The sequence below is a fragment of the Deltaproteobacteria bacterium genome, from assembly GCA_016177765.1.
Taxonomy (GTDB): domain Bacteria; phylum UBA10199; class UBA10199; order JACPAL01; family JACOUP01; genus JACOUP01.
Window position 1 is genome coordinate 185,884 of record JACOUP010000008.1, and the last position, 18,185, is coordinate 204,068.

14 protein-coding genes are annotated in these 18,185 nt (G+C 55.3%); 4 read left to right on the plus strand and 10 right to left on the minus strand.

Features of this window, described 5'->3' with window-relative positions:
* Window positions 1-12: 12 nt before the first annotated feature.
* From HYS22_03310 to HYS22_03325, 4 genes are all read right to left on the minus strand, one after another.
* Window positions 13-1,557, minus strand: coding sequence for a hypothetical protein (locus HYS22_03310; protein ID MBI1909176.1), 1,545 nt, complete (start codon window positions 1,555-1,557; stop codon window positions 13-15).
* A 5-nt stretch (window positions 1,558-1,562) separates the two neighbouring features.
* Complete coding sequence (locus HYS22_03315) at window positions 1,563-3,722, minus strand: hypothetical protein (protein MBI1909177.1); 2,160 nt, start codon at window positions 3,720-3,722, stop codon at window positions 1,563-1,565.
* Between the two features lie 63 nt (window positions 3,723-3,785).
* On the minus strand, window positions 3,786-5,342 hold the full coding sequence (locus HYS22_03320; protein ID MBI1909178.1) for a hypothetical protein: 1,557 nt from the start codon (window positions 5,340-5,342) through the stop codon (window positions 3,786-3,788).
* 74 nt (window positions 5,343-5,416) lie between these two features.
* Window positions 5,417-5,725, minus strand: a complete 309-nt coding sequence (locus tag HYS22_03325; protein MBI1909179.1) for a Rieske 2Fe-2S domain-containing protein — start codon at window positions 5,723-5,725, stop codon at window positions 5,417-5,419.
* A gap of 56 nt (window positions 5,726-5,781) precedes the next feature.
* Here HYS22_03325 and HYS22_03330 point away from each other — a divergent pair, with 56 nt between their 5' ends.
* A complete protein-coding gene (locus tag HYS22_03330) occupies window positions 5,782-6,567 on the plus strand; it encodes an enoyl-CoA hydratase/isomerase family protein (protein ID MBI1909180.1) in 786 nt (261 codons plus the stop codon).
* A 9-nt stretch (window positions 6,568-6,576) separates the two neighbouring features.
* On the opposite strand, the gene HYS22_03335 is transcribed toward HYS22_03330, so the two are convergent.
* From HYS22_03335 to HYS22_03355, 5 genes are read right to left on the minus strand one after another with little or no spacing between them, the layout of a single operon-like run.
* A complete protein-coding gene (locus HYS22_03335; protein ID MBI1909181.1) occupies window positions 6,577-6,948 on the minus strand; it encodes a hypothetical protein in 372 nt (123 codons plus the stop codon).
* Window positions 6,938-7,255: a cytochrome C oxidase subunit IV family protein gene (locus HYS22_03340; protein ID MBI1909182.1), complete on the minus strand. Its 318-nt coding sequence runs from the start codon at window positions 7,253-7,255 to the stop codon at window positions 6,938-6,940. The genes HYS22_03335 and HYS22_03340 overlap by 11 nt, the downstream gene beginning before the upstream one ends.
* A gap of 10 nt (window positions 7,256-7,265) precedes the next feature.
* Window positions 7,266-7,823: a cytochrome c oxidase subunit 3 gene (locus HYS22_03345; GenBank protein ID MBI1909183.1), complete on the minus strand. Its 558-nt coding sequence runs from the start codon at window positions 7,821-7,823 to the stop codon at window positions 7,266-7,268.
* 42 nt (window positions 7,824-7,865) lie between these two features.
* Window positions 7,866-9,584 carry a cbb3-type cytochrome c oxidase subunit I gene (locus HYS22_03350; GenBank protein MBI1909184.1) on the minus strand — a complete coding sequence of 573 codons (1,719 nt, stop codon included), beginning with the start codon at window positions 9,582-9,584 and terminating at the stop codon, window positions 7,866-7,868.
* A 31-nt stretch (window positions 9,585-9,615) separates the two neighbouring features.
* Window positions 9,616-10,368, minus strand: coding sequence for a cytochrome c oxidase subunit II (locus tag HYS22_03355; protein ID MBI1909185.1), 753 nt, complete (start codon window positions 10,366-10,368; stop codon window positions 9,616-9,618).
* Window positions 10,369-10,504: 136 nt separating this feature from the next.
* On the opposite strand from HYS22_03355, the gene HYS22_03360 reads away from it, so the two are divergent.
* From HYS22_03360 to HYS22_03370, 3 genes are all read left to right on the plus strand, one after another.
* Window positions 10,505-13,285, plus strand: a complete 2,781-nt coding sequence (locus tag HYS22_03360; GenBank protein ID MBI1909186.1) for a response regulator transcription factor — start codon at window positions 10,505-10,507, stop codon at window positions 13,283-13,285.
* Window positions 13,286-13,532: 247 nt separating this feature from the next.
* Window positions 13,533-15,101, plus strand: coding sequence for a hypothetical protein (locus HYS22_03365; GenBank protein MBI1909187.1), 1,569 nt, complete (start codon window positions 13,533-13,535; stop codon window positions 15,099-15,101).
* Window positions 15,102-15,110: 9 nt separating this feature from the next.
* Entirely contained in the window at window positions 15,111-17,051 is a 1,941-nt protein-coding gene (locus HYS22_03370) for a hypothetical protein (GenBank protein MBI1909188.1), read from the plus strand.
* Here the strand turns inward: HYS22_03370 and HYS22_03375 are convergent.
* Window positions 17,048-18,106 carry a succinylglutamate desuccinylase/aspartoacylase family protein gene (locus HYS22_03375; GenBank protein ID MBI1909189.1) on the minus strand — a complete coding sequence of 353 codons (1,059 nt, stop codon included), beginning with the start codon at window positions 18,104-18,106 and terminating at the stop codon, window positions 17,048-17,050. The two genes, HYS22_03370 and HYS22_03375, sit on opposite strands and share 4 nt — an antisense overlap.
* Window positions 18,107-18,185: the final 79 nt, after the last annotated feature.

An 18,185-nucleotide genomic window follows, 5' to 3' on the forward strand; every position in this document is an offset into this window, starting at 1 on the left:
CACAAAAGTTCTTTAAAAAACCGAACCCCTCTCCCTTCCCGCTATGGCTTTCAAATAATCCCTCGTCGGCATGGAATGCGCATCACCGGCCCCCGGTGAACGATCAATATAGGCCGGGAGCGGTTCCATCGGGGTGGCATTGGTGGCACCCGGCCGCTCACTCCACCGCGCCCGCCTCCACCACCGCGAACCCTGGAGTTGCGGATGGCCGGTATTGCCGAAATAGGCGAGCGGTGTGTTCCTGATCTTTCGATAAAGAGCGGCCGTATCCCCTACCGTATCCCGCAGATTGCGAAACGTCCCTGACAGATAGCGCGCTCCGCCTTGCCCCACGGTATCCCGACCCGCCACCCACGGTGGCCGAAAGCGATGGTCCGGCCGAAAAATCCCCCAAGCCCTGTTCATCAGCACCGTCTGTCCGGAGACATCTCCCTCCCAATAATGGGCTTCAAACCAGGCTGAGCGGCGCATACCGGTTCCCGTCAGGGAGCGGTCATACGCTTCCCGTTGCAGAAAAGGGGTGGCGACATGCGAATCCCATCCCCGCCGGAGCATCGGACCATAGGTCGGATCCCGGAGAAGGTGCGTTCTCAAACGGGGAAGGATGCCAAGGGCCTGAAAGTCTTTTTCCATCACGAAAGTCACCTGGGGGATCGCCCCGGGGCGTTGAGGGCGGTGGATCGTCACAAGCCCCGCATAACCAACAATCCCCTGGCGGTTCACATCCTCAACCGCCAGGAGGGTCTCAGAGGTCCGGATCGGTCCCCGCGTCACATGATGCGGATCGACCAGATGGGGTAACCAGTCTTTCTCTTCCTTCCTGGCCAGGCTGACCGTTCTCACCGTCCATCGCCCTTCCACCTGACCGGCACTGGCATTTTGCAGATTTCTGCGATCCTTCCCGAGGGCCCGGGCGGTCCCCTCGCGGAACCCGACCCCCATCAGATAGTTCAAACCGAGAAGCAAGAGGTGAGAGGCGGTCATCCGGGCCTGCTCGGAATCCCAATCCTCATATTCGATGACGGTCCGGATATCCCGGCCTGAGGCCATCAGACCCAAAACTCCAAAGAGAGGAACCCACGTCTGGGCCGCGGAGGCCCGGCTCAAACGGGAAGGTCCGATCACGGCCATCGCCCCAACGGCGCCCTGGGCCATCAGAAACCCGTCGGAGAAAACGGTCCCCTCAATCTTTGAATCTCCATGAACAAGACGGCTCGCGGCCTGCTGGCCAAAAAAGAGATCCAGGCCAAGACCGGCGCCACGAACACCGTAATGTGCGGCATTTCTCCAGAGGGCGCGCGGGTAGTACGCCATCCCCTCGACTGTGCCGCGATGGAAAACAGGGTGTTCCGGAGGGAGAAAATCCTGTCGACTCCCCGGCACAACGGTAATACCGGGACGCGGGATATGCACACTCACCCCCCGGTGGTGAATGAAGTAATCCCGGTAAAACCAGCGACTGCGTGCCGCCTCGGCAAAAGTCACCGCCGCCGTCCCTATCTGCGGGGCCCAGTTACAGACCGTATGCCACCGATTGTCAACCGATTCGCATCCCATAAGCGTTATCCTGCTCCGGAATCTCCCCCTCCTTCTCCCCCCACAGAAGAGGGCCTTTCGAGTTGGGCCGGTGTGAGTCTTCCCTCCCGGACAAGATAGTCCCCCGTTGATAGTCCGGCCTGCCTCGCTCCTCTGACCACCGTCACATACTGCTCCACGGAAAGGATTTCCCCTTCCCCATGGGCCGAGAACAACCGGCGATTGATCCGCCGGTACTCCGGCAAGAAATCGGGGATCGTTGTCCCAAGCTGGGCGGCCCCCTGACGCACAGCCATATAATCCCTTAAGGGGATCCGGTGGCTCTCCGCATCGGCCTTAAACCCTGCCAGATTTTGACGGACAGCCCTCATATCCCCCCCCTGCTCCCGAACCAGCGAATGGTAGTCCCTCTGGCGCACCCCATAAGTCTCCGCCTCCCTCACAAACCGGAGGTACTGTTTTGTCGAAAGATGAGGGATCCCCGTCGCCTCGGCCGCCTCCCGGATTCTTACCTGACGCATCTCCAGGAGATGTCTTGTCGGGGAGATTTGGGGCTGACTCCTGAGTGCGGGAGGGACCCCGGAGAGCCACCTGACGTTCGGGTTTCCGGGCTGTAATCCCTGCTCCCTAAAAAGGGCCGTTTGTGTCTCCTGTTCGCGGAGCAAGGCCTCCCTTCTCCCTCCAAGAAAACGGGGGGTGGTCACCTGGGGGTGATCCGCATAACCGTGATGGAGACCGGCCGCGGCCACCTTTTTGCGCAGGCGGGCACGATACCGGAAGGAATCCACTAGATTCCGGGCCGTCCCGCGCCAGAAGGAGGGAGTCCAGATATCACCAAACCAGTAATCAAGGCTGGCCATACTGTTGACATTGCCGCGATGATCCGGTCTGACAGCCACCATCGGCCGCGTCAGGCGGACAGCCTTTCCCGTTAGATGATCCGGTTCGAACTGCCAGGCCCTCACAAAAGCGGCCTGTCGCAAACGGGGATTGCGCGTCCCCCAGACCTGGCGATGATAACCGTCGCCTGTGCCAACCAGGGCCGGGGCATTGGCGGCATGGGCGTAGAACCCAGCCTCAATCGGAGAATTCGGAAGATTGGCGACCTCCTGCCTCAGTCTCGGGGCATAATTTCGGCCCTGGAGCCGGTTTTCAATCCTTGTGGTCACATCCGGAAGGTCAATCGTCTCATGGGCACCCGAATTATTTTGACGAACCGGCTGGTGGACCTCAAAACTGCCGATCCTCGTGAGGTGGCCGGTCCCGGTGCGCCAATCGTAAACAGTGTCAAAACCGACATAGGTAGAATCAACAACATCCACATAAGCCTGACCGCGAGGCGTCCGCGACGTTAAAATCGCCGGGCGGTGATAGCGGGTCAGGAACCTGCTTTCAAGACGGACCGAACCGGACAGCCGCCACTCGGCCTCGCGGAGAGCCTGCCGGTCAATCAAACTCCGTGTAGCCCCGTCGTCTTTCAACTGCTGATAGGCCCCACGCCGCATTCTCCCGGTCAGGCGGTCCTGATAGGGCAAAGGTCTTCCCCCCACACCGAAGGCGTAACTCGCCGCCATGAGGGCGATCTGGTTGGTGTACTGCCGAAACGATTCTGAATCGGTTTCCCGGTAGGTAATCGCTTGCGCAAAATCCTCCCCCGAGACCATCAAACCCCCAATACCGATAAATGCGCTGACGTGGGCCGCAACCCCTCTTTCAAGACGTTCCGGATGGACAACGGCCAGGAGACCCACAAAGGCCTGACTCATAAAAAGGGTATCGGTCAGGCGGGTTCCTTCAATCCGTGAATCCCCCATGGCAAGCCTGGAGGCCGAATGGGCCCCAAAATAGAGGTGTGTCAGCGCCCCAACCGCGCGCAGGGTGTTATGGGCGGCCGCACGGACGCGGGCTTGCGGCAGGAAATTCATCCCCACAACGGAGGCGCTCTCGGCAGAGGGGGTGGGTAGGGAACCGCTTCCAGGATTCAGGAGATCTGCCCGAATCTCAAACCGCCACCGGGGACGATAGACATGCACACCGTAGTGTGTCTGCCAATCGCCCATGGAGAAATAACGGCTACGGACGATTTCTGCGGCCGTTGCGGAAGCAGCAACGTACTGGGGCAGATCGCTTTGGGTGGTACGGCAATAGGAAACCTCCCAACCGGTGGGAGAAAGGCAATTAACCATAGAACTCCTTTTTCACTGTCCCGCACCTTCTTTCGGCAATAAAAATCAAAGGTTGCTCTTTCTTTAAGTTCCTTTTCTGACTCTCTGCGAGGCCAGGAATTCACGAGTCGGCAGTCTTTGCCAATTGCCCGCTTCGGGAGGGGCATCCCCTCCGTACTGTTTCCAACGTTCCCACCACCACGCCGGTTTTGGGATAGCTCGGCGTGACCCCGGCCGATCCGCCATCACACGGGTGTAACGACTTAAAGGGGTCGGTCGTTGAGGGTGGGAGACAAGGCCAAAATAGACACGTCTCGTTTCCCTCAAATAGGCAAAGAGCGTCCGATAATCGTTGATAGAATCCCTGGCGTTCAAGAGGGGACCGGTGATGTACTGTTGAAAAATAGTGCCTCGCCTAACAACCCCTTTTGCCCGATCCAGGTGATAGCGATGGTCCGGCCCGACGTACTTGATCGGGCTATTGGCCAAAAACGGCTGGCCCGTAAGGGCATCGTGTGTCCATTCCGATTTAAGAACGGCGGCACTCACCCGCCAACCGGGAGGCAGAGATCTCTGGTAGGATGCCGACGAGCTGATAAAGGGATTGGTGGTCTGGGTGGACCAGCCGTTCCAAAGTACAGCCGGCTGATGGTGCAAAAGAGAGGCCCTCGCCCGGGCCAGGCGGTTCTGGTCCAGATACCGGGGGAACATCTCCACCGTGATCTCGGGGCGGCCCAGTCTTTCGCGAGCAGGGGAAATCGGCTGATGAATCTCAATGTAGCCCACTTCGTGTTCGGCTCCGTCAAGATGGTCAAAAAGACCGTACCGGGTATTTTCCACCTTGACCGTTTTGACAGAAGCCGGCAGACGAGAGACCGGGATTCCGGGCAGTTCTTCACGCGCATAATCCACAACCGTGGTCTCCGGAACCTGTCTCACCCCCATGTACCAGCCGCTTCGGGCCGGATTTTTCAGATTGGCCCGATTCTGCCGATCCCTGGCCAAAAAGGCCCTTCGGTCTCTTTGAAATCCCCCCCCCAAGGCAAAGTTCATGGCCGTCAACGTCAGGTGGGGTGCCAGTTGACGAACGGTCTCTGAATTCCACCCCCCTTCATACTGCCAGACCGAACGAAGAGAACCGGCGTTGCTGGTCAGCGTCACCCCCCCGATAAGAAGAGAGGCGTCTCCCCAAAAGGCCTGCTGTAAACGCGAGGGATGCGTTACCGCCATCATGCCGACGAAGGCCTGGGCCAGGTAAAGACCATCCTGAAAGACGGTCCCTTCCGTTTGAGACTCTCCGTAAGACAGGCGATCCATCGCCTTGAATCCGGCCAAGACATCAGTGGCAAAAGCCGCCCCACGGATGACATATTGGGCCAGAAAACGGCGATGGGCCTGGGGATAATAGGCCTGGACCCTGGTGACCGCGGTCTCAAGATTGTAACCATCAGGAATAAACGCATCCGCCGTCGAACCAAACTGGGGGGAGTAGTAAACGATCCCCGGGTTGATCACTGCATGCCACTCACGAAATAACCGGCTGCGGATCGCCTCAGCCGGGCCTAAAACGGCGCTCAGGGCGATATCACCGTAGCAATAGGCATGATCCCAAAAACCGTTCGGTTGGGTGCAATCCACCATAGACCTTCCCTGATTTCGTCAGGAAAAATGGAAAGTTGCTGATTTTTTGAGGTATTTAAAGAATTCAGGCCGGTTCAGTCCAGATCGACCAAAACAGACGCCCCTTCAATTTTACAATTAAACTTTTTGACAGAGGCGGCCGGATTGACAGGGGAAACGCCGGTCGTGACGTCGAACTCCCACCCATGCCAGGGACAGGTCACGACGGTTCCGTTGAGATCCCCTTCCCCCAACGGCCCACCGCGATGGGGACAGTTGTTTTGAATGGCACAAAACTGGCCGTTCACGTTGAAGAGGGCGATCTGTTTTCCCTTCACCTCCACCACACGGCCACTGTCGGCCGGGATTTCATTCGAGGGCAACACTTTAACAAATTCGGACATAAATTTCCTTGAAAGAAAACATAGATCTCTGCTAGCGTCAAGTTTCAATTGGAGGAGTGAAAATACAACCCTTTACCGACATCCTCTACCAGGCCCGAGACGGCGTCGCCACCCTCACCCTCAACCGCCCCGATAAGATGAACGCCTTTCGGGGGCAGACCATTTCGGAACTGACAGAGGGTCTGGCCCTGGCCCTCAAGGAGAGGTCGGTCGGGGTGATCGTCATCACCGGATCCGGTTCTAAAGCATTCTCGGTTGGTGGCGATATCAGTGAAATGAGTACCCTCAATCAAAAGACGGGAAAACTTTTTGTCGCGAAACTCGGCCGGTTGACAAAGAGGCTCCTCACCTCCCCCAAACCGATCATCGCCCGGATCAATGGCTACTGCCTCGGGGGCGGAAACGAAATCCAGATCTTTTGCGATATTACCGTGGCGAGTGATCGTTCGTTGATCGGACAGGTCGGCCCCAAGGTGGGAAACGCCCCGCTCTGGGGGGGGACCCAGATCCTGCCGCTTTTAGTCGGGATCAAGAGGGCCTGTGAGATCACTTTTGTAAACAAACAGTACCCCGCCAGAGAGGCCGCGGAGATCGGGCTTATTAACTTTTGCGTCCCGGAGGCGGAGCTGGATAAAACGGTGGCCGACCTCTGCCAAGAACTTTTGAACCGGAGCCCGCAGGCGTTGCGGCTGGCAAGGAAGAGCCTTTATGATGGCCTCCTGCCGAGAATTCAGAGGGGGCTCAAAGACCTCGAAAAATTATACGGCTCCCCGGAGGCCACAGAAGGGATGAGCGCCTTTTTGGAGAAGAGACCAGCCAATTGGAAACAGTTTAGAATGTAGGGGCGCAATTTATTTCGCCCGCGACCGCCGCCACCAGGAAAAGGCGACGCCGGAGATCCCCCCCAACACGAAGAGAACCACCCCGACCAAGACCAGAACCCCCATCTTCGCCCCTTTGGAAAGCGGCGAATCGGGATCTCCCAAACAGACCGTACAGGCCCAAACCGGAACCGGGACAAGAAGAGAAGAGCCGATCAGAAGCAGGGCCATCATCTTCCGGGTCTTTTTGATAAACCAAAAGCTGTAAGGGATCAGGGCCAAAAGCAGGCCACAGCCAACCGCAAAAAGATAATGGGGCCCTCGGAGACCAAAAAAGGTGAGACCGATCGCCAGCAGAGCTGAAATGGTAATAAAAATAATATGAAACGCCTTAAGAGACATGGCGGAGATTCTTAAAAATTGCCTCCCCTTCAGTCAGAGAGGGAATAAAAAGGAGCAGGACAAAAAAGAGGAGTGTCACGGCCAGGACGATAAAGATCAATTTTTTCTCGGAGATCAGGTGCATAAAGTAACAGGCGACCAGTGACCCTTTAATCGTGGCAATCGTGAGGGCTAAAATAATCGCCGGCATGGTGCTGAGGTGAAGATAACTCACCCCGACCGTGACCACCGTAAACGCCGCCAGCGCGGCAAAGACGGTCACGTAGAGGCGAACATGCTTTTGAATCTCGGCAACATCGTGAGACATAACGTCCTCCTTACAACAAATACAACACGGGAAATAAAAAAATCCAGACCAAATCGACAAAGTGCCAGTACAACCCGGCCGCCTCCACCCTGCCGGTAAACTGCTTCGGGTTTGTCTTCCAGAGACGGCTCCCCGGGAAGAGAAAATAACCATTCACGAGAATCCCCCCCAGGACATGCAGACCGTGCAGACCGGTCATGGTGAAATAGATCGCGTAAAAGGTGGAGGTCGCCGGCGTGATATGGTGTTCCAGCTTCATTCCGTACTCAAACCCCTTCACCACCAGAAAACCGAGCGCCAGAAGAACGGTCAACCCCATGTAAAGACGATACCGACCAAAACGGTTCATCATGAGGGAGGCCCAGGCCATCACCATCGTGACGCTGGAGGTGATCAGAATCATCGTGTTCAATGTCGCGAGCGGGACATTCAAAAGACTGGAACCGTGCGGCCAGCTTTCAGCCCCGGTCCGGAGCAGGATGTAGGTGGAAAAAAGCGCCCCAAAGAGCATCACCTCGGAGGCCAAAAAGAGCCAGATCCCCAACTTGGAATTGGTCATCCCTGTCATTGGGTGGGGTTGATCGATATGGTGAATGATTGCTGTCGTCATTTATTTCTCCTCATTCTGCGGCCAAAAATCTTCCGTTCGCCCCGGCGGACTGTATTCATAAGGCCCCCGATAGACCTCCGGCTCCTGCAAAAAGTTGCCATGAGGAGGAGGCGTTGGTGTCGCCCATTCAAGGGTCGTCGCCTGCCACGGATTATCGGACTCCACTTTCTTTCCCTTTTTGAGACTCCTGAAAAAGTTGAAGATAAAAATCAATTGAACGAGTCCCAGAATCCAGGCCGAGTATGACATGAAGACGTTAGTCCCCTGCACCGCCTCGGCATGGGCATAAACTGTTGGCATGTAAAGACGCCGTGAGACCCCAGCCAACCCCTGGATAAACATCGGCATAAAAATCCCGTTGAGACACAAAAAGGATCCCCAGAAGTGGATCTTCCCCAATTTTTCGTTCATCATCCGTCCGGTCACCTTCGGGTACCAATAGTAAACACCGCCGAAGAGGGCAAGCAGTGTCCCCGGCGCCACCACATAGTGAAAGTGGCCGATCACATAATAGGTGTCATGAAGGGGAATATCGGAGGCGGTCAGCCCCAACGGTAAACCGGTCAAACCGCCGATCGCAAACATCGGGAGAAAGGCCAAGGCAAAATGCATCGGGACCGTGAATCGGATAGAACCACCCCAGAGCGTCAAAATCAAAACCGTCAAGATAACAACCGAGGGGATGGAAATAATCATCGTCGTCGCCTGAAAGAAATTGCTCATCGTGGTCCCCATCCCGGTCATGAACATATGATGGGCCCAGACGACAAACGACATGAACCCTAAAAAGAGGACGGAATAGACCATCGTTTTGTAGCCATAGAGCGGTTTTCGGGTGTTGTTCACGATAATCTCGGTCACGATCCCGATCGCCGGCAGGATCAAAACGTAAACCTCCGGGTGGGCCAGGAACCAGAAGAGGTGTTGCCAAAGGAGCGGGCTCCCTCCCCCGCTGACCCCCAACGGTGTTCCACTAATGACAAGACCGCTTGGCAGGAAGAAACTGCTTCCGGCCAGCCGGTCCATCAACTGCAAGACACCGGCCACCTCCAGCGGCGGAAAGGCGAGCAGAAGGAGAAAAGAAGTCACAAACTGGGCCCAGACAAAAAATGGCAGACGGAAAAACGAAAGCCCCCTGGCCCGGAGATGAACGATCGTCACAATAAAATTGACCGAACCCAAAAGCGACGAAGTAATCAGCGCCACCATCCCGAAGAGCCAGAAGGTTTGTCCCATCGTCGCAATATCGGAGAGAGGCGGGTAGGAGGTCCATCCGGAATTGGCCGCGCCGCCAGGCACAAAAAAGCTCGCGAACATGACAACCCCCCCCACGAAATAACACCAGTAGCTCGCCGCATTCAGCTTGGGGAAGGCCATATCGGGCGCCCCGATCTGGAGTGGGACCAGATAATTGCCAAACCCACCGACCGCCAGCGGCACAACCCCCAGGAAGACCATGATCGTCCCATGCATCGCCCCCAGTGAATTGTAAAACTCCGGCAACATCACCCCACCCGGCATCGTGGTGTCACTAAAGAGGCCTCCGATGACCGGCAACGGCTCCCCCGGAAAGGCCAACTGCCAGCGCATCAGCATCATCAGGCAAAAACCGAAAAATAAAAAGACCAGTCCGGTCAACGCATACTGGCAACCGATCACCTTATGATCGACGGAAAAAATATACTTCTGCCAAAAACTCTGGTGTTCTGAATGACTCATCTCTCTCCTCACTCCCCCTCACGGGGCGTTACTACAAATTCTTTGCCGCCTCCTGCTCCTTCACCCAATTCTCAAACTCTTCCGGCGTATCAATACTGACGTACCCCTTCATGAGGGTATGCCCGACGCCGCAGAGCTGGGCGCAGGCGATCTCGAACTGGCCTGTCTGCACCGCTTCAAACCAGACAGGGATCCTCATCCCGGGGATCGCATCCTGTTTGACCCGAAGGACCGGGATCGCAAAGCTGTGGATCACATCCTTGGACGAAAGATAAACAATCACCGGCTTGTTCACGGGGAAATGAAACTGGTTGATCGAGGCGATGTCATCCTTGGCATTGGGATCATTCCAATCAATCCCCAGGGCGTTGCTGTCACTAATCAGGGAAGGATCACTCTTGCCAAAGAGGCGGTCCGGCCCCGGGTAATGGATGTTCCAGACAAACTGCTGGGCCACCACCCGGACCACCAGCGAGTCGGCCGCCGGCGGAAATTCGTTTTTGACCTTCGACCAGATCGGTATTGAGAGTCCAATTAAAAGGAATACCTCAAACAGGACAACACTGATTTCAACCAGTTTTGGCAGTTTACTCTTGGCCGATTCGTAACTGGCGGTGCGACCGGGGCGCTCACGGAACCGAATAAGGGTATAAAGGAGAAAAATCCCCCACCCGATGAAAAGCGCAATCATGAACCAGTGGACGACATGGATCAACTGATCAATCGCCGCCCCGTGGGCCGAAACATTGGGGGGGAGATGCCAACCGTAGATTGAGGAATTCAAAAGTTTTCCCTTCCTGTTACCCAATCTGATAAAAAAGGTCTGGTTTTGGTAACATAAGCCGCTCTCTCCCGTCAAGGAAAAGGCGTTAATTTGGGCACAACCTCTCCCGCTCACTGCCGATAAAGGTCCACCAATTATGGCTGGCTCTGATTCCATTGATAGAACCTCCCCGGCGCCGGCCTATGGCGCGACCTTGGCCACCGGGGAGACGGTTGTTTTTGATCAGACCGGTCCCGCAGGAGCTGCCGAGACGGCAACTCCTCCTGATCGTACAGCAACGATCCTCAAATTTCGGGCCCTTGAACGAGGGGGCAACTCCAATAAGGCCAAACGATCCGTTGACGTCGAAAAAGACGAGATGGGGGTCAAATTCTTCCATGTCGTCGGGATTGATTCGGAAGAGCCCAATGATCCAGTCTCTGTCCAACAGGCCGGGGATTTTGAACGAAAAGACCTCTCCTTTCTTGAAAACGGCCACGGTTTCACCGTAACCGGGCTCGATTCGGTTCAGAGACAGGGCTGGGTCATGACGCAATCTCGGAAAACCTCTCACCGCAACTCCTTTCGAGCGGAACTGCTGATCAAAATCTACCGTGTCAGGGTTGCCGGCTTCCCTTCCGGGGGACAGGTCGCGATGGTCAGTCTCCTGAACCCGGGGCTCGTCCCTCTGGATGAAGAGGGGGCCCCCGTTTTTCAACAGGGGGGGCTGGCGCAGGTCATACGAACTCGCCTGAATGCAGGGCTGGGGATGGGAACCACCAACAGCGTTGTTATCACCATCGGCAACCGGGCTTATGCGGGTGACCCGATCCGTCCCTCCGTTGCCTTCCGGATGAGGGAGACTGAAATCCCTTCTATCGGCGAGATCCACCGGGACAGGTTCCACACCACCAGTGACCCCAGATACAAGGCGGTTGCCGCCACATTTTATGAAAAACTCCTTTTGGAATACCGACGCCGTCAGGCACTAGACGAGGTTGTCGAAGGCGTGCCTGTGGCGATTAAATATTACACCAGTACCGGGGAAGGGACGCGCCTGATGACCTTCATCCCCGGCACCCTCCCCGGTATGAGGAGTCTGGTCATTCTTGATGAAAGAGACACGGGAAGGCAGACAACACTTGAAACTCCCATTTTCAGCGAACGTGTCGTCGAAATCCTCCCCTCGGGAATCATGATCGTCAGCCACAATGATGTGGATCTCCACCGGTCTGACTTTATCGAAAGACTCCTTAGAGATACCGAAGTGAGATTCCGTCAAACAACGAACCGGAGACTGGCTGAACAGGAAGAGGCGCTACAACCCACTCAGGATCGTGCCACCCTGCTGGGTCTGAACGACACTGAAAAAAGGGCATTGGCCGGTGCCTTCAAGGCCGCTCAAGAAACCGAACAACCGAAAGGAACCTACAAAATCTATGAAATCGATCGAAGACGGCTTTCACCTGAGATCCTCCCGAGGGAAGTCAGGGGTCGTCTGGTTCTCGGCGCCTTGACACACAGTTTTGATCCGCTCACACCAAAAGAGTTGAAAAGTTTAACCGAGAATGAACGGACTATTGTTAACCTCCTCCTCGCAGGCCACACCTTTGAAGAGGTCCGTCGTCTGAGAAACACCACGGATCACAATCTCCGATACTGGTTCGACAGCGCGCAACGCAAACTGGTTTCACTGAGAGGAAATGGTGATGAAGACAATTGGACTAACTTTTACAGGGACTTTGTCCGGTTGGAACACACAGGCATCCCCGATATGGATGAGAGTCGATTTGCCACCGTTTTGCAAAGAATGGAGGGACGAAGCAATCCCTACCTAAGGCGAATTGTTGAGGCTCAGCAAGAAGGGGCCCAACCGGTCGACGTCCCCAACTCCTTCGAAGAGCCGGCACGGGCAACGGTTAAAAACTCAATCACCAATGCACGGATTGTCGCCAGAGAAGAGGCGGTCAGGGTGGTGCTTCCCATTGCGGAGGTAGAACAGGCATTGGTCCGGGCCGAAATTTTGGGAACCCTTCAAAGAGCCGATGCCCTTGATTTTCTGACACCGGCGGAACAGCGAGTCGTAGAAGCGATTGAAAACGGGGCGACCAACCAGCCGGAGATCGGCGAGGTCTTGGGCATTTCAAGACTCACAGCGAAGGCTCACATCGACAGCATCCGCCGCAAACAGGCCGGGAGAAAAGGGGAAGATACGCGAGAAGAAGTCATTCGGAAGGCACGGCGCTGGTGGCTCACCGGTTCCTTTCTTGTTAACGATGATAAAACTCTGGAACGCCAGATTGCCCTTCTTCCTCCTCAGTGGCAGGCGGCGATCCGCGCCTTCTTGACCACTGACAATCTCTCCGAGGCGACACGCAAACTTCGAAAAGAAGGAGACACCTCCGTCCAGATGACCGGTTACCAAACCCGTCTGAATCAAGCGGTCACCGCACTGCGTTTACAGACCGCCAACTCTGTCCCTCGGGCAAGGAGTTATATTCCTGAAGCCTTTAGGATTTCAAACAGCTCCGTCGGCCCTGAGGAACTCGACCTCCCCTACCCTCCGGAGGTCTGGCCCCTTTTTGTCGGTCAACTCCCCCCGGAAACAGGGGCTGGCCTCATTGCCACCTTTGGCGAAACGGGACCGACTTCACGAGCCGATGTTCTGAGACTTCTCCCAACAACCGATCAACCCTTCCCTGATTTTGGCCTGAACGGCACCCCCCTCGACAGGCTGGCCCGCGATGTCGGGGCATTGCTGGTCAGCCGGGGGATGGAAATGACTCTCGTCACCGCAGAGGTTACACAGGCCGCCGCCCTTCTCACCACTAACAACGGAACAACAGCCAGGCCACTCGATGTTGAATCGGGAAAAAGAACCTTGGAAACCGGAAGACGAGACCTTGCGAGGGACGCTCGCATCATCCCGATCCGATGAGCACCGATAAAGTCGCCAATGCCGTTTCTGCTTCCACTGCCTAAACACCCTAAGGTACCGGGTACCTTTTGGCCAAAAGGTACCTGGTACCATCTGTACCCCCCATTTTCTTAGCAACCATCCCCACCCGTGGCCGATGAGGGCGGCATCAGACTTATTGACGGCGAACCGTAGACCGGTGCCTGGCACCAGACCCCCCTATTGGTGCCAGGCACGCGTGAAAGTCATTGAAGAATAAGGAGGTTTTATGGCCGGACCAGGAGAGGTGAGAGGAAGCGCAACTTCATATGAAAGAGTGGAAGGTATTAGCGGTTGGCTTTGCGAAAAATGGGGAATGACCCTGTACGGTTTTGGGCAAACCCCGCAAACAGAACAATGTATTGAAGTCGATGGAAACCGGATTCTAGTTGAAAAAGTTCCGGCAGGCGACACCTACACCGAAATCCCTCCGTCATCGGAGGCCTCAAAACAGGGACCTGCCTTCGAAGCAAGGGCAACTGGCGCTCCGGCTGTTTGGGGGTGTGCCTGTGCCCCAGAGACAATCCCACCTCCGGAAAAATCTGGGAGGAAAATTTCCAACAATAGTCAGCCGAACTTCACTCCCTCCATGGTTTGGACGGGCAAGGAGTTCGCTGTCGTTTGGATTAGCGGAGTGAAGGATGATCATTATGAGGATCATTACGCGGAGCATTACGAGGATTATTACCATGTTGATTTTGCCAGGATCGACGCTCAGGGGAACAAAATAATCCGGAGAGATCTTTCTACTGAAGGAAATCCCGCTAAGGATGATTTGCAATTAACAGATAGCGAGGGAGTAATGATCTCTTCCGCAATCCTTTTATGGGCGGGCGATGGATATAGTTTGATTTGGGGGGAGTATACCAGATTAGAAGATAACATAACAAAACTCTATTTTATGCCCTTTCGAATAGATGGCAGGGGAAATATCATGGATGAACCCGGTCTAGGTTATCCAGCTCACAAGGTGTTAGTGAGTAAGAGTGGGAAAACTTCTGGGGTCTCTGCGGTCATGATCGATCCTAGCCAGTATGGTATCAGCTGGTCATCCGAAGGCGAAGGCTTAGACAGGGGCGGAGCCTTACAAAACTATCATTCTCTCTATTTTGTATTAACAAGTGGTAGTGGACGCAGAATTCATTACGATGAGAGGCTCACACCGATTGCGCAAAGTACAGAGGATCTTGGACCTCCATCTTTAGTCTGGAATGGAACGGATTTTGCGCTCAGCTGGGCAGAGGAACAAAATGGAAATCGGGCGATTCATTTTGCGAGGGTCGACGGTCATGGTCGTAAAATCGGCGATGACAGTAAAATCGGTGAAGAGGTCCCTGTCACCAAAAATACTGTTGCTCCCAGAGTGCCGTCTCTTGTTTGGACAGGTAGCGAATATGGGGTGGCATGGGCGGCTGAGTCAAGCGGCAGTCGGGAGATCTACTTTGCAAGGTTGGATGCCGAGGGTAAGGTAATCGGTAACGCCGTGCAGATTACGGATGGAGCTCATCGCTATCCGTTTGAGCCTTCCCTTGTGTGGAACGGGACCGAATACGGTTTAGTTTGGAGGGAAAATGACAAAAGACTTTATTTTATTCGCATCAATGCCGAAGGGCAAAAGCTTGGTGATCCCATTGCCATAACTGTCAATTCGGCAGTGAATAGTGCTGCACAGTTGGTTTGGAATGGAGTTCGATATGCCGTGGTTTGGTCGGATGAGTATACCTTGGTTTCAACAGATATAGAGGATGGCGGAGTCTATTTTGATTTCGTTGATCCGGATCATCCAAGGGTACCTTAAGGAGGTAATATGGCCGGACCAGGAGAAGTCAGGAGCGTTGCCATCACCGCTGCCCAGTTCAATGCCGCCGCCCAACTCGCCAGTCAACCGTATGAGTGGAAGGACGACGGGGACGGCAACCCGGAACCGGGGGAACTTTTCTATAACGGCAAACCGACTGAATGGTCCGCCGGATCCCTGGAACAGGCAGCCCTGAGACGAAAGGCCAAAGACCTTCTTGTCTTTGAACCGTCCCGTGTCACCCCCGAAAGAAGGGTCTATGAAAAAGGGAAGGGGGTCAAGGCGGCACCTTCTCTCAATCTCAATCTCCTTGGGGAATTGAGCGCAGAGGCGATCAAGGCGACCCTCCAAGAGGCCTTGGCGATCCCTTCGGAGAGTTGTCAGGAAAGGGCCTTCGCCGAATACGTCATTCGGAAATTTAGAGAAATTGGCGTCGAGGCGAGGATGGATACAATGCTCGAACAACTGGGGGCCTTGCCTCCCGAAAAACAGAAAGATTTTGCCTGCGGTGAGGTGATGCCCAATTCCGGGAACGTCGTGGCCTTTATCCCCCCGACGAATCCCCACATCCCCCATCTCCCATTGCCCTCCTATAATTTTTCCTTCCACCTCGACCGTGTCCCGAATGCCGGCAAGACTGTTATTGAAACAAAGGGACGATTGCACACCGACGGGAAGACACCGCTCGGAGCCGATGATGCCGCCGGCTTTGCCGAGATCTACCACGTCATCAAACTGATTCAAGAAAGAAGGATCAACCACGACGGGATCACCATTACCGGTTTGGTCGGGGAGGAGGGAAACCAGACGGGGGCCCATTTCCTGGCCGACCATCATAAGGTGGGGGATATTGCCCTTGTGGCCGATAGTCTCATGACGACCGATGTCAACGATGCGGCGCCGGATATCTTTGTCGGTCACCTCAAACTGGACCAACCAAAATTACTCACAGCCCCTCCTCTTCCGGTCACAGAGAGATTCCGTCTGGCCTTTGTCGGGGCGAAGCAACATACTGCCTATTCAAGACAGGGGATCTCGGCGATTGGCCTCACGGTTCAGACCCTTAAAAAAGCAGGGGTTCATGCGGACGGGAGCGTCGGGGACCGAAGCGACGTGCGGGCCCTCTTCCGTCTTCAGGGAGGTTCACTCGCAAAAGAAAGGTCTGCTGAAGAAGGGGTCGTCAGTCCCAACGGCAATCAGGTCCCCAATTATGCGGTGATCGATTTTGAACTCCAGGGAAATTCCCCCGAGGCGATCGCCGCCCTTAGGTCCCAGATTGAAAAGATCGCCAATGATGAAGCAGAACTCGCCAGCCGACGCAATAAAGATGGAAAAAAGGCGAAGGTAATCCTACTTAAAGGGACTGAGAACGCTTTACCCACAGCTGGCAATGTTTCTGCGATCCTGGCGGAGGCGCTCGGCCATATGGATCTTCGTTCCAACAATTTCCTGGGGGATAACGAGACGGTCCTTCTTCAGGTGAATCAGATCCTTCCGGCATCCGACAGCACACTTGAGGGGAACTGGCCCAATGGTTGGCAGTTACGGTCAGCAGACCCGAACCGGACAGAGGCCCGAAGAAAAGAGTGGGAGGAAACATTGAAGACGGTCGCCGGGAGCTACGGGGCAACGGCAAAGCTGGACTACTTAACCGGTGGAAAACTGATGTCCGGTTACAAACTCCCCACCGGGGACCCCGCCCTCTCGGTGGTCCGGAATGCCTACGGCCTCGCCGGGATCCCCTTCCCCGGATTTATCCCGACCTTCGGTGGGTCGAACGTCAACACCCTCGTTCCGGAGAGAAACGGGGCAACGGTTCTTGTCGGCATCGGGGCCAACATGATCCATACGGAGGAAGAATATTGGGATATTGAAGACGGCCGTCGCGCCGCTCAGGTGATCCTGGCCTCTGTCCTCTACGCCAACCAATTCGGGCGTGTCCTTCGTTAAGAAACCGTCTTGGAATCTTCCCCCAGATAAAAGAAGCAATCGATGTGGATCGCCCGTTCGGAGAGCGACATCATGACCGGCGTGAAAGGAACCTTGCTTTTGATGGTAACCCCTTCTTGGTAAAAGTAGTCTGAGGCGACGTCCTTTTCACTCCCGTCTTCTTTCATGAGGAAGGGAAACGAGACTTCCGGTGAACGGAGTCTCCCCACCACCGTCCCGGCCGGCAATTTTCTGAAATTGTAAAGATCCAACCCCTTCGGGATCAGAAAATCCCGCGGACCCGGCGTTTCATTTTCTTTCGCCCCCTCGACGCCGATCGGGAAGCCTTTGGGAATCAGGACCCGGATCAAGTCCTTGTAAATCTTGACCGGCTTTTTCTCCACAGCCGGCCGTGGCCCTTTGGCAAAGATCTTGAGAAATGTCTGAAGCGCCTGCTCCGCCGCCTTTTTCGAAGACTCCAGCATTCGCTGGCCGCACTCCATCGTGAAAGCGAGGCAAAACTTCCCCATCGCGGTGGTGAGACAGCCGGTCAGGGGGCTAAAGATCCCGACACCCGAGAGGTGAGAGGCGATCTGGATCCGGTCCGGATCCTCCTCCGTCACAACGACAAAAGGGGGATTCACCCCCGTGGTATTGTGGATATCGAGGCTGGCAATCAGGTTCTTGGTCTTTAAAAATCGGAGGATGGCACCCGCCGTCTTCTTGAGCGGCGTGGTCTCTGCGACATCCCAGCAACGGTTCATATCCTCACCCTCCGGCGGGACCACGCGTCGTTCATACCGATTCCCCCAAAGGGCGGCCGGGACATTGCCAATCATAAAATAGAGGTCCCAGGGGTAATCTTTCGGCGGCCTCTTCAAAAAATCCCGCAAAACCCTCCAGCCGCTGTCCTCATTGCCATGTTGAAGGGTCGAGACAAAGACGGCCCGGGACGAATCCTTCCCCTGGACCCGGATCAAGGTCGTCTCTCCCAGCCTCTTCAAAACGGCAAAGTGGTCAAGAGAGTCGTCGGCAAAAACCGGCGGCACGCCGTCAAAGTATTGAAAATCAGGCATACCCTTCTATAAGATATTTTCCTCAAAACGCGCAACAGGATTTTCCGAGGACGAATAAACTGGACAACCGATCCCGGCT

Coding starts and splice junctions, on each gene's coding strand:
- HYS22_03370 (MBI1909188.1), top strand. CDS start 15,111: ATGGCCGGACCAGGAGAAGTCAGGAGCGTTGCCATCACCGCTGCCCAG.
- HYS22_03335 (MBI1909181.1), bottom strand. CDS start 6,948: ATGTCTCTTAAGGCGTTTCATATTATTTTTATTACCATTTCAGCTCTG.
- HYS22_03350 (MBI1909184.1), bottom strand. CDS start 9,584: ATGAGTCATTCAGAACACCAGAGTTTTTGGCAGAAGTATATTTTTTCC.
- HYS22_03325 (MBI1909179.1), bottom strand. CDS start 5,725: ATGTCCGAATTTGTTAAAGTGTTGCCCTCGAATGAAATCCCGGCCGAC.
- HYS22_03345 (MBI1909183.1), bottom strand. CDS start 7,823: ATGACAGGGATGACCAATTCCAAGTTGGGGATCTGGCTCTTTTTGGCC.
- HYS22_03340 (MBI1909182.1), bottom strand. CDS start 7,255: ATGTCTCACGATGTTGCCGAGATTCAAAAGCATGTTCGCCTCTACGTG.
- HYS22_03315 (MBI1909177.1), bottom strand. CDS start 3,722: ATGGTTAATTGCCTTTCTCCCACCGGTTGGGAGGTTTCCTATTGCCGT.
- HYS22_03360 (MBI1909186.1), top strand. CDS start 10,505: ATGGCTGGCTCTGATTCCATTGATAGAACCTCCCCGGCGCCGGCCTAT.
- HYS22_03365 (MBI1909187.1), top strand. CDS start 13,533: ATGGCCGGACCAGGAGAGGTGAGAGGAAGCGCAACTTCATATGAAAGA.
- HYS22_03320 (MBI1909178.1), bottom strand. CDS start 5,342: ATGGTGGATTGCACCCAACCGAACGGTTTTTGGGATCATGCCTATTGC.
- HYS22_03310 (MBI1909176.1), bottom strand. CDS start 1,557: ATGGGATGCGAATCGGTTGACAATCGGTGGCATACGGTCTGTAACTGG.
- HYS22_03375 (MBI1909189.1), bottom strand. CDS start 18,106: ATGCCTGATTTTCAATACTTTGACGGCGTGCCGCCGGTTTTTGCCGAC.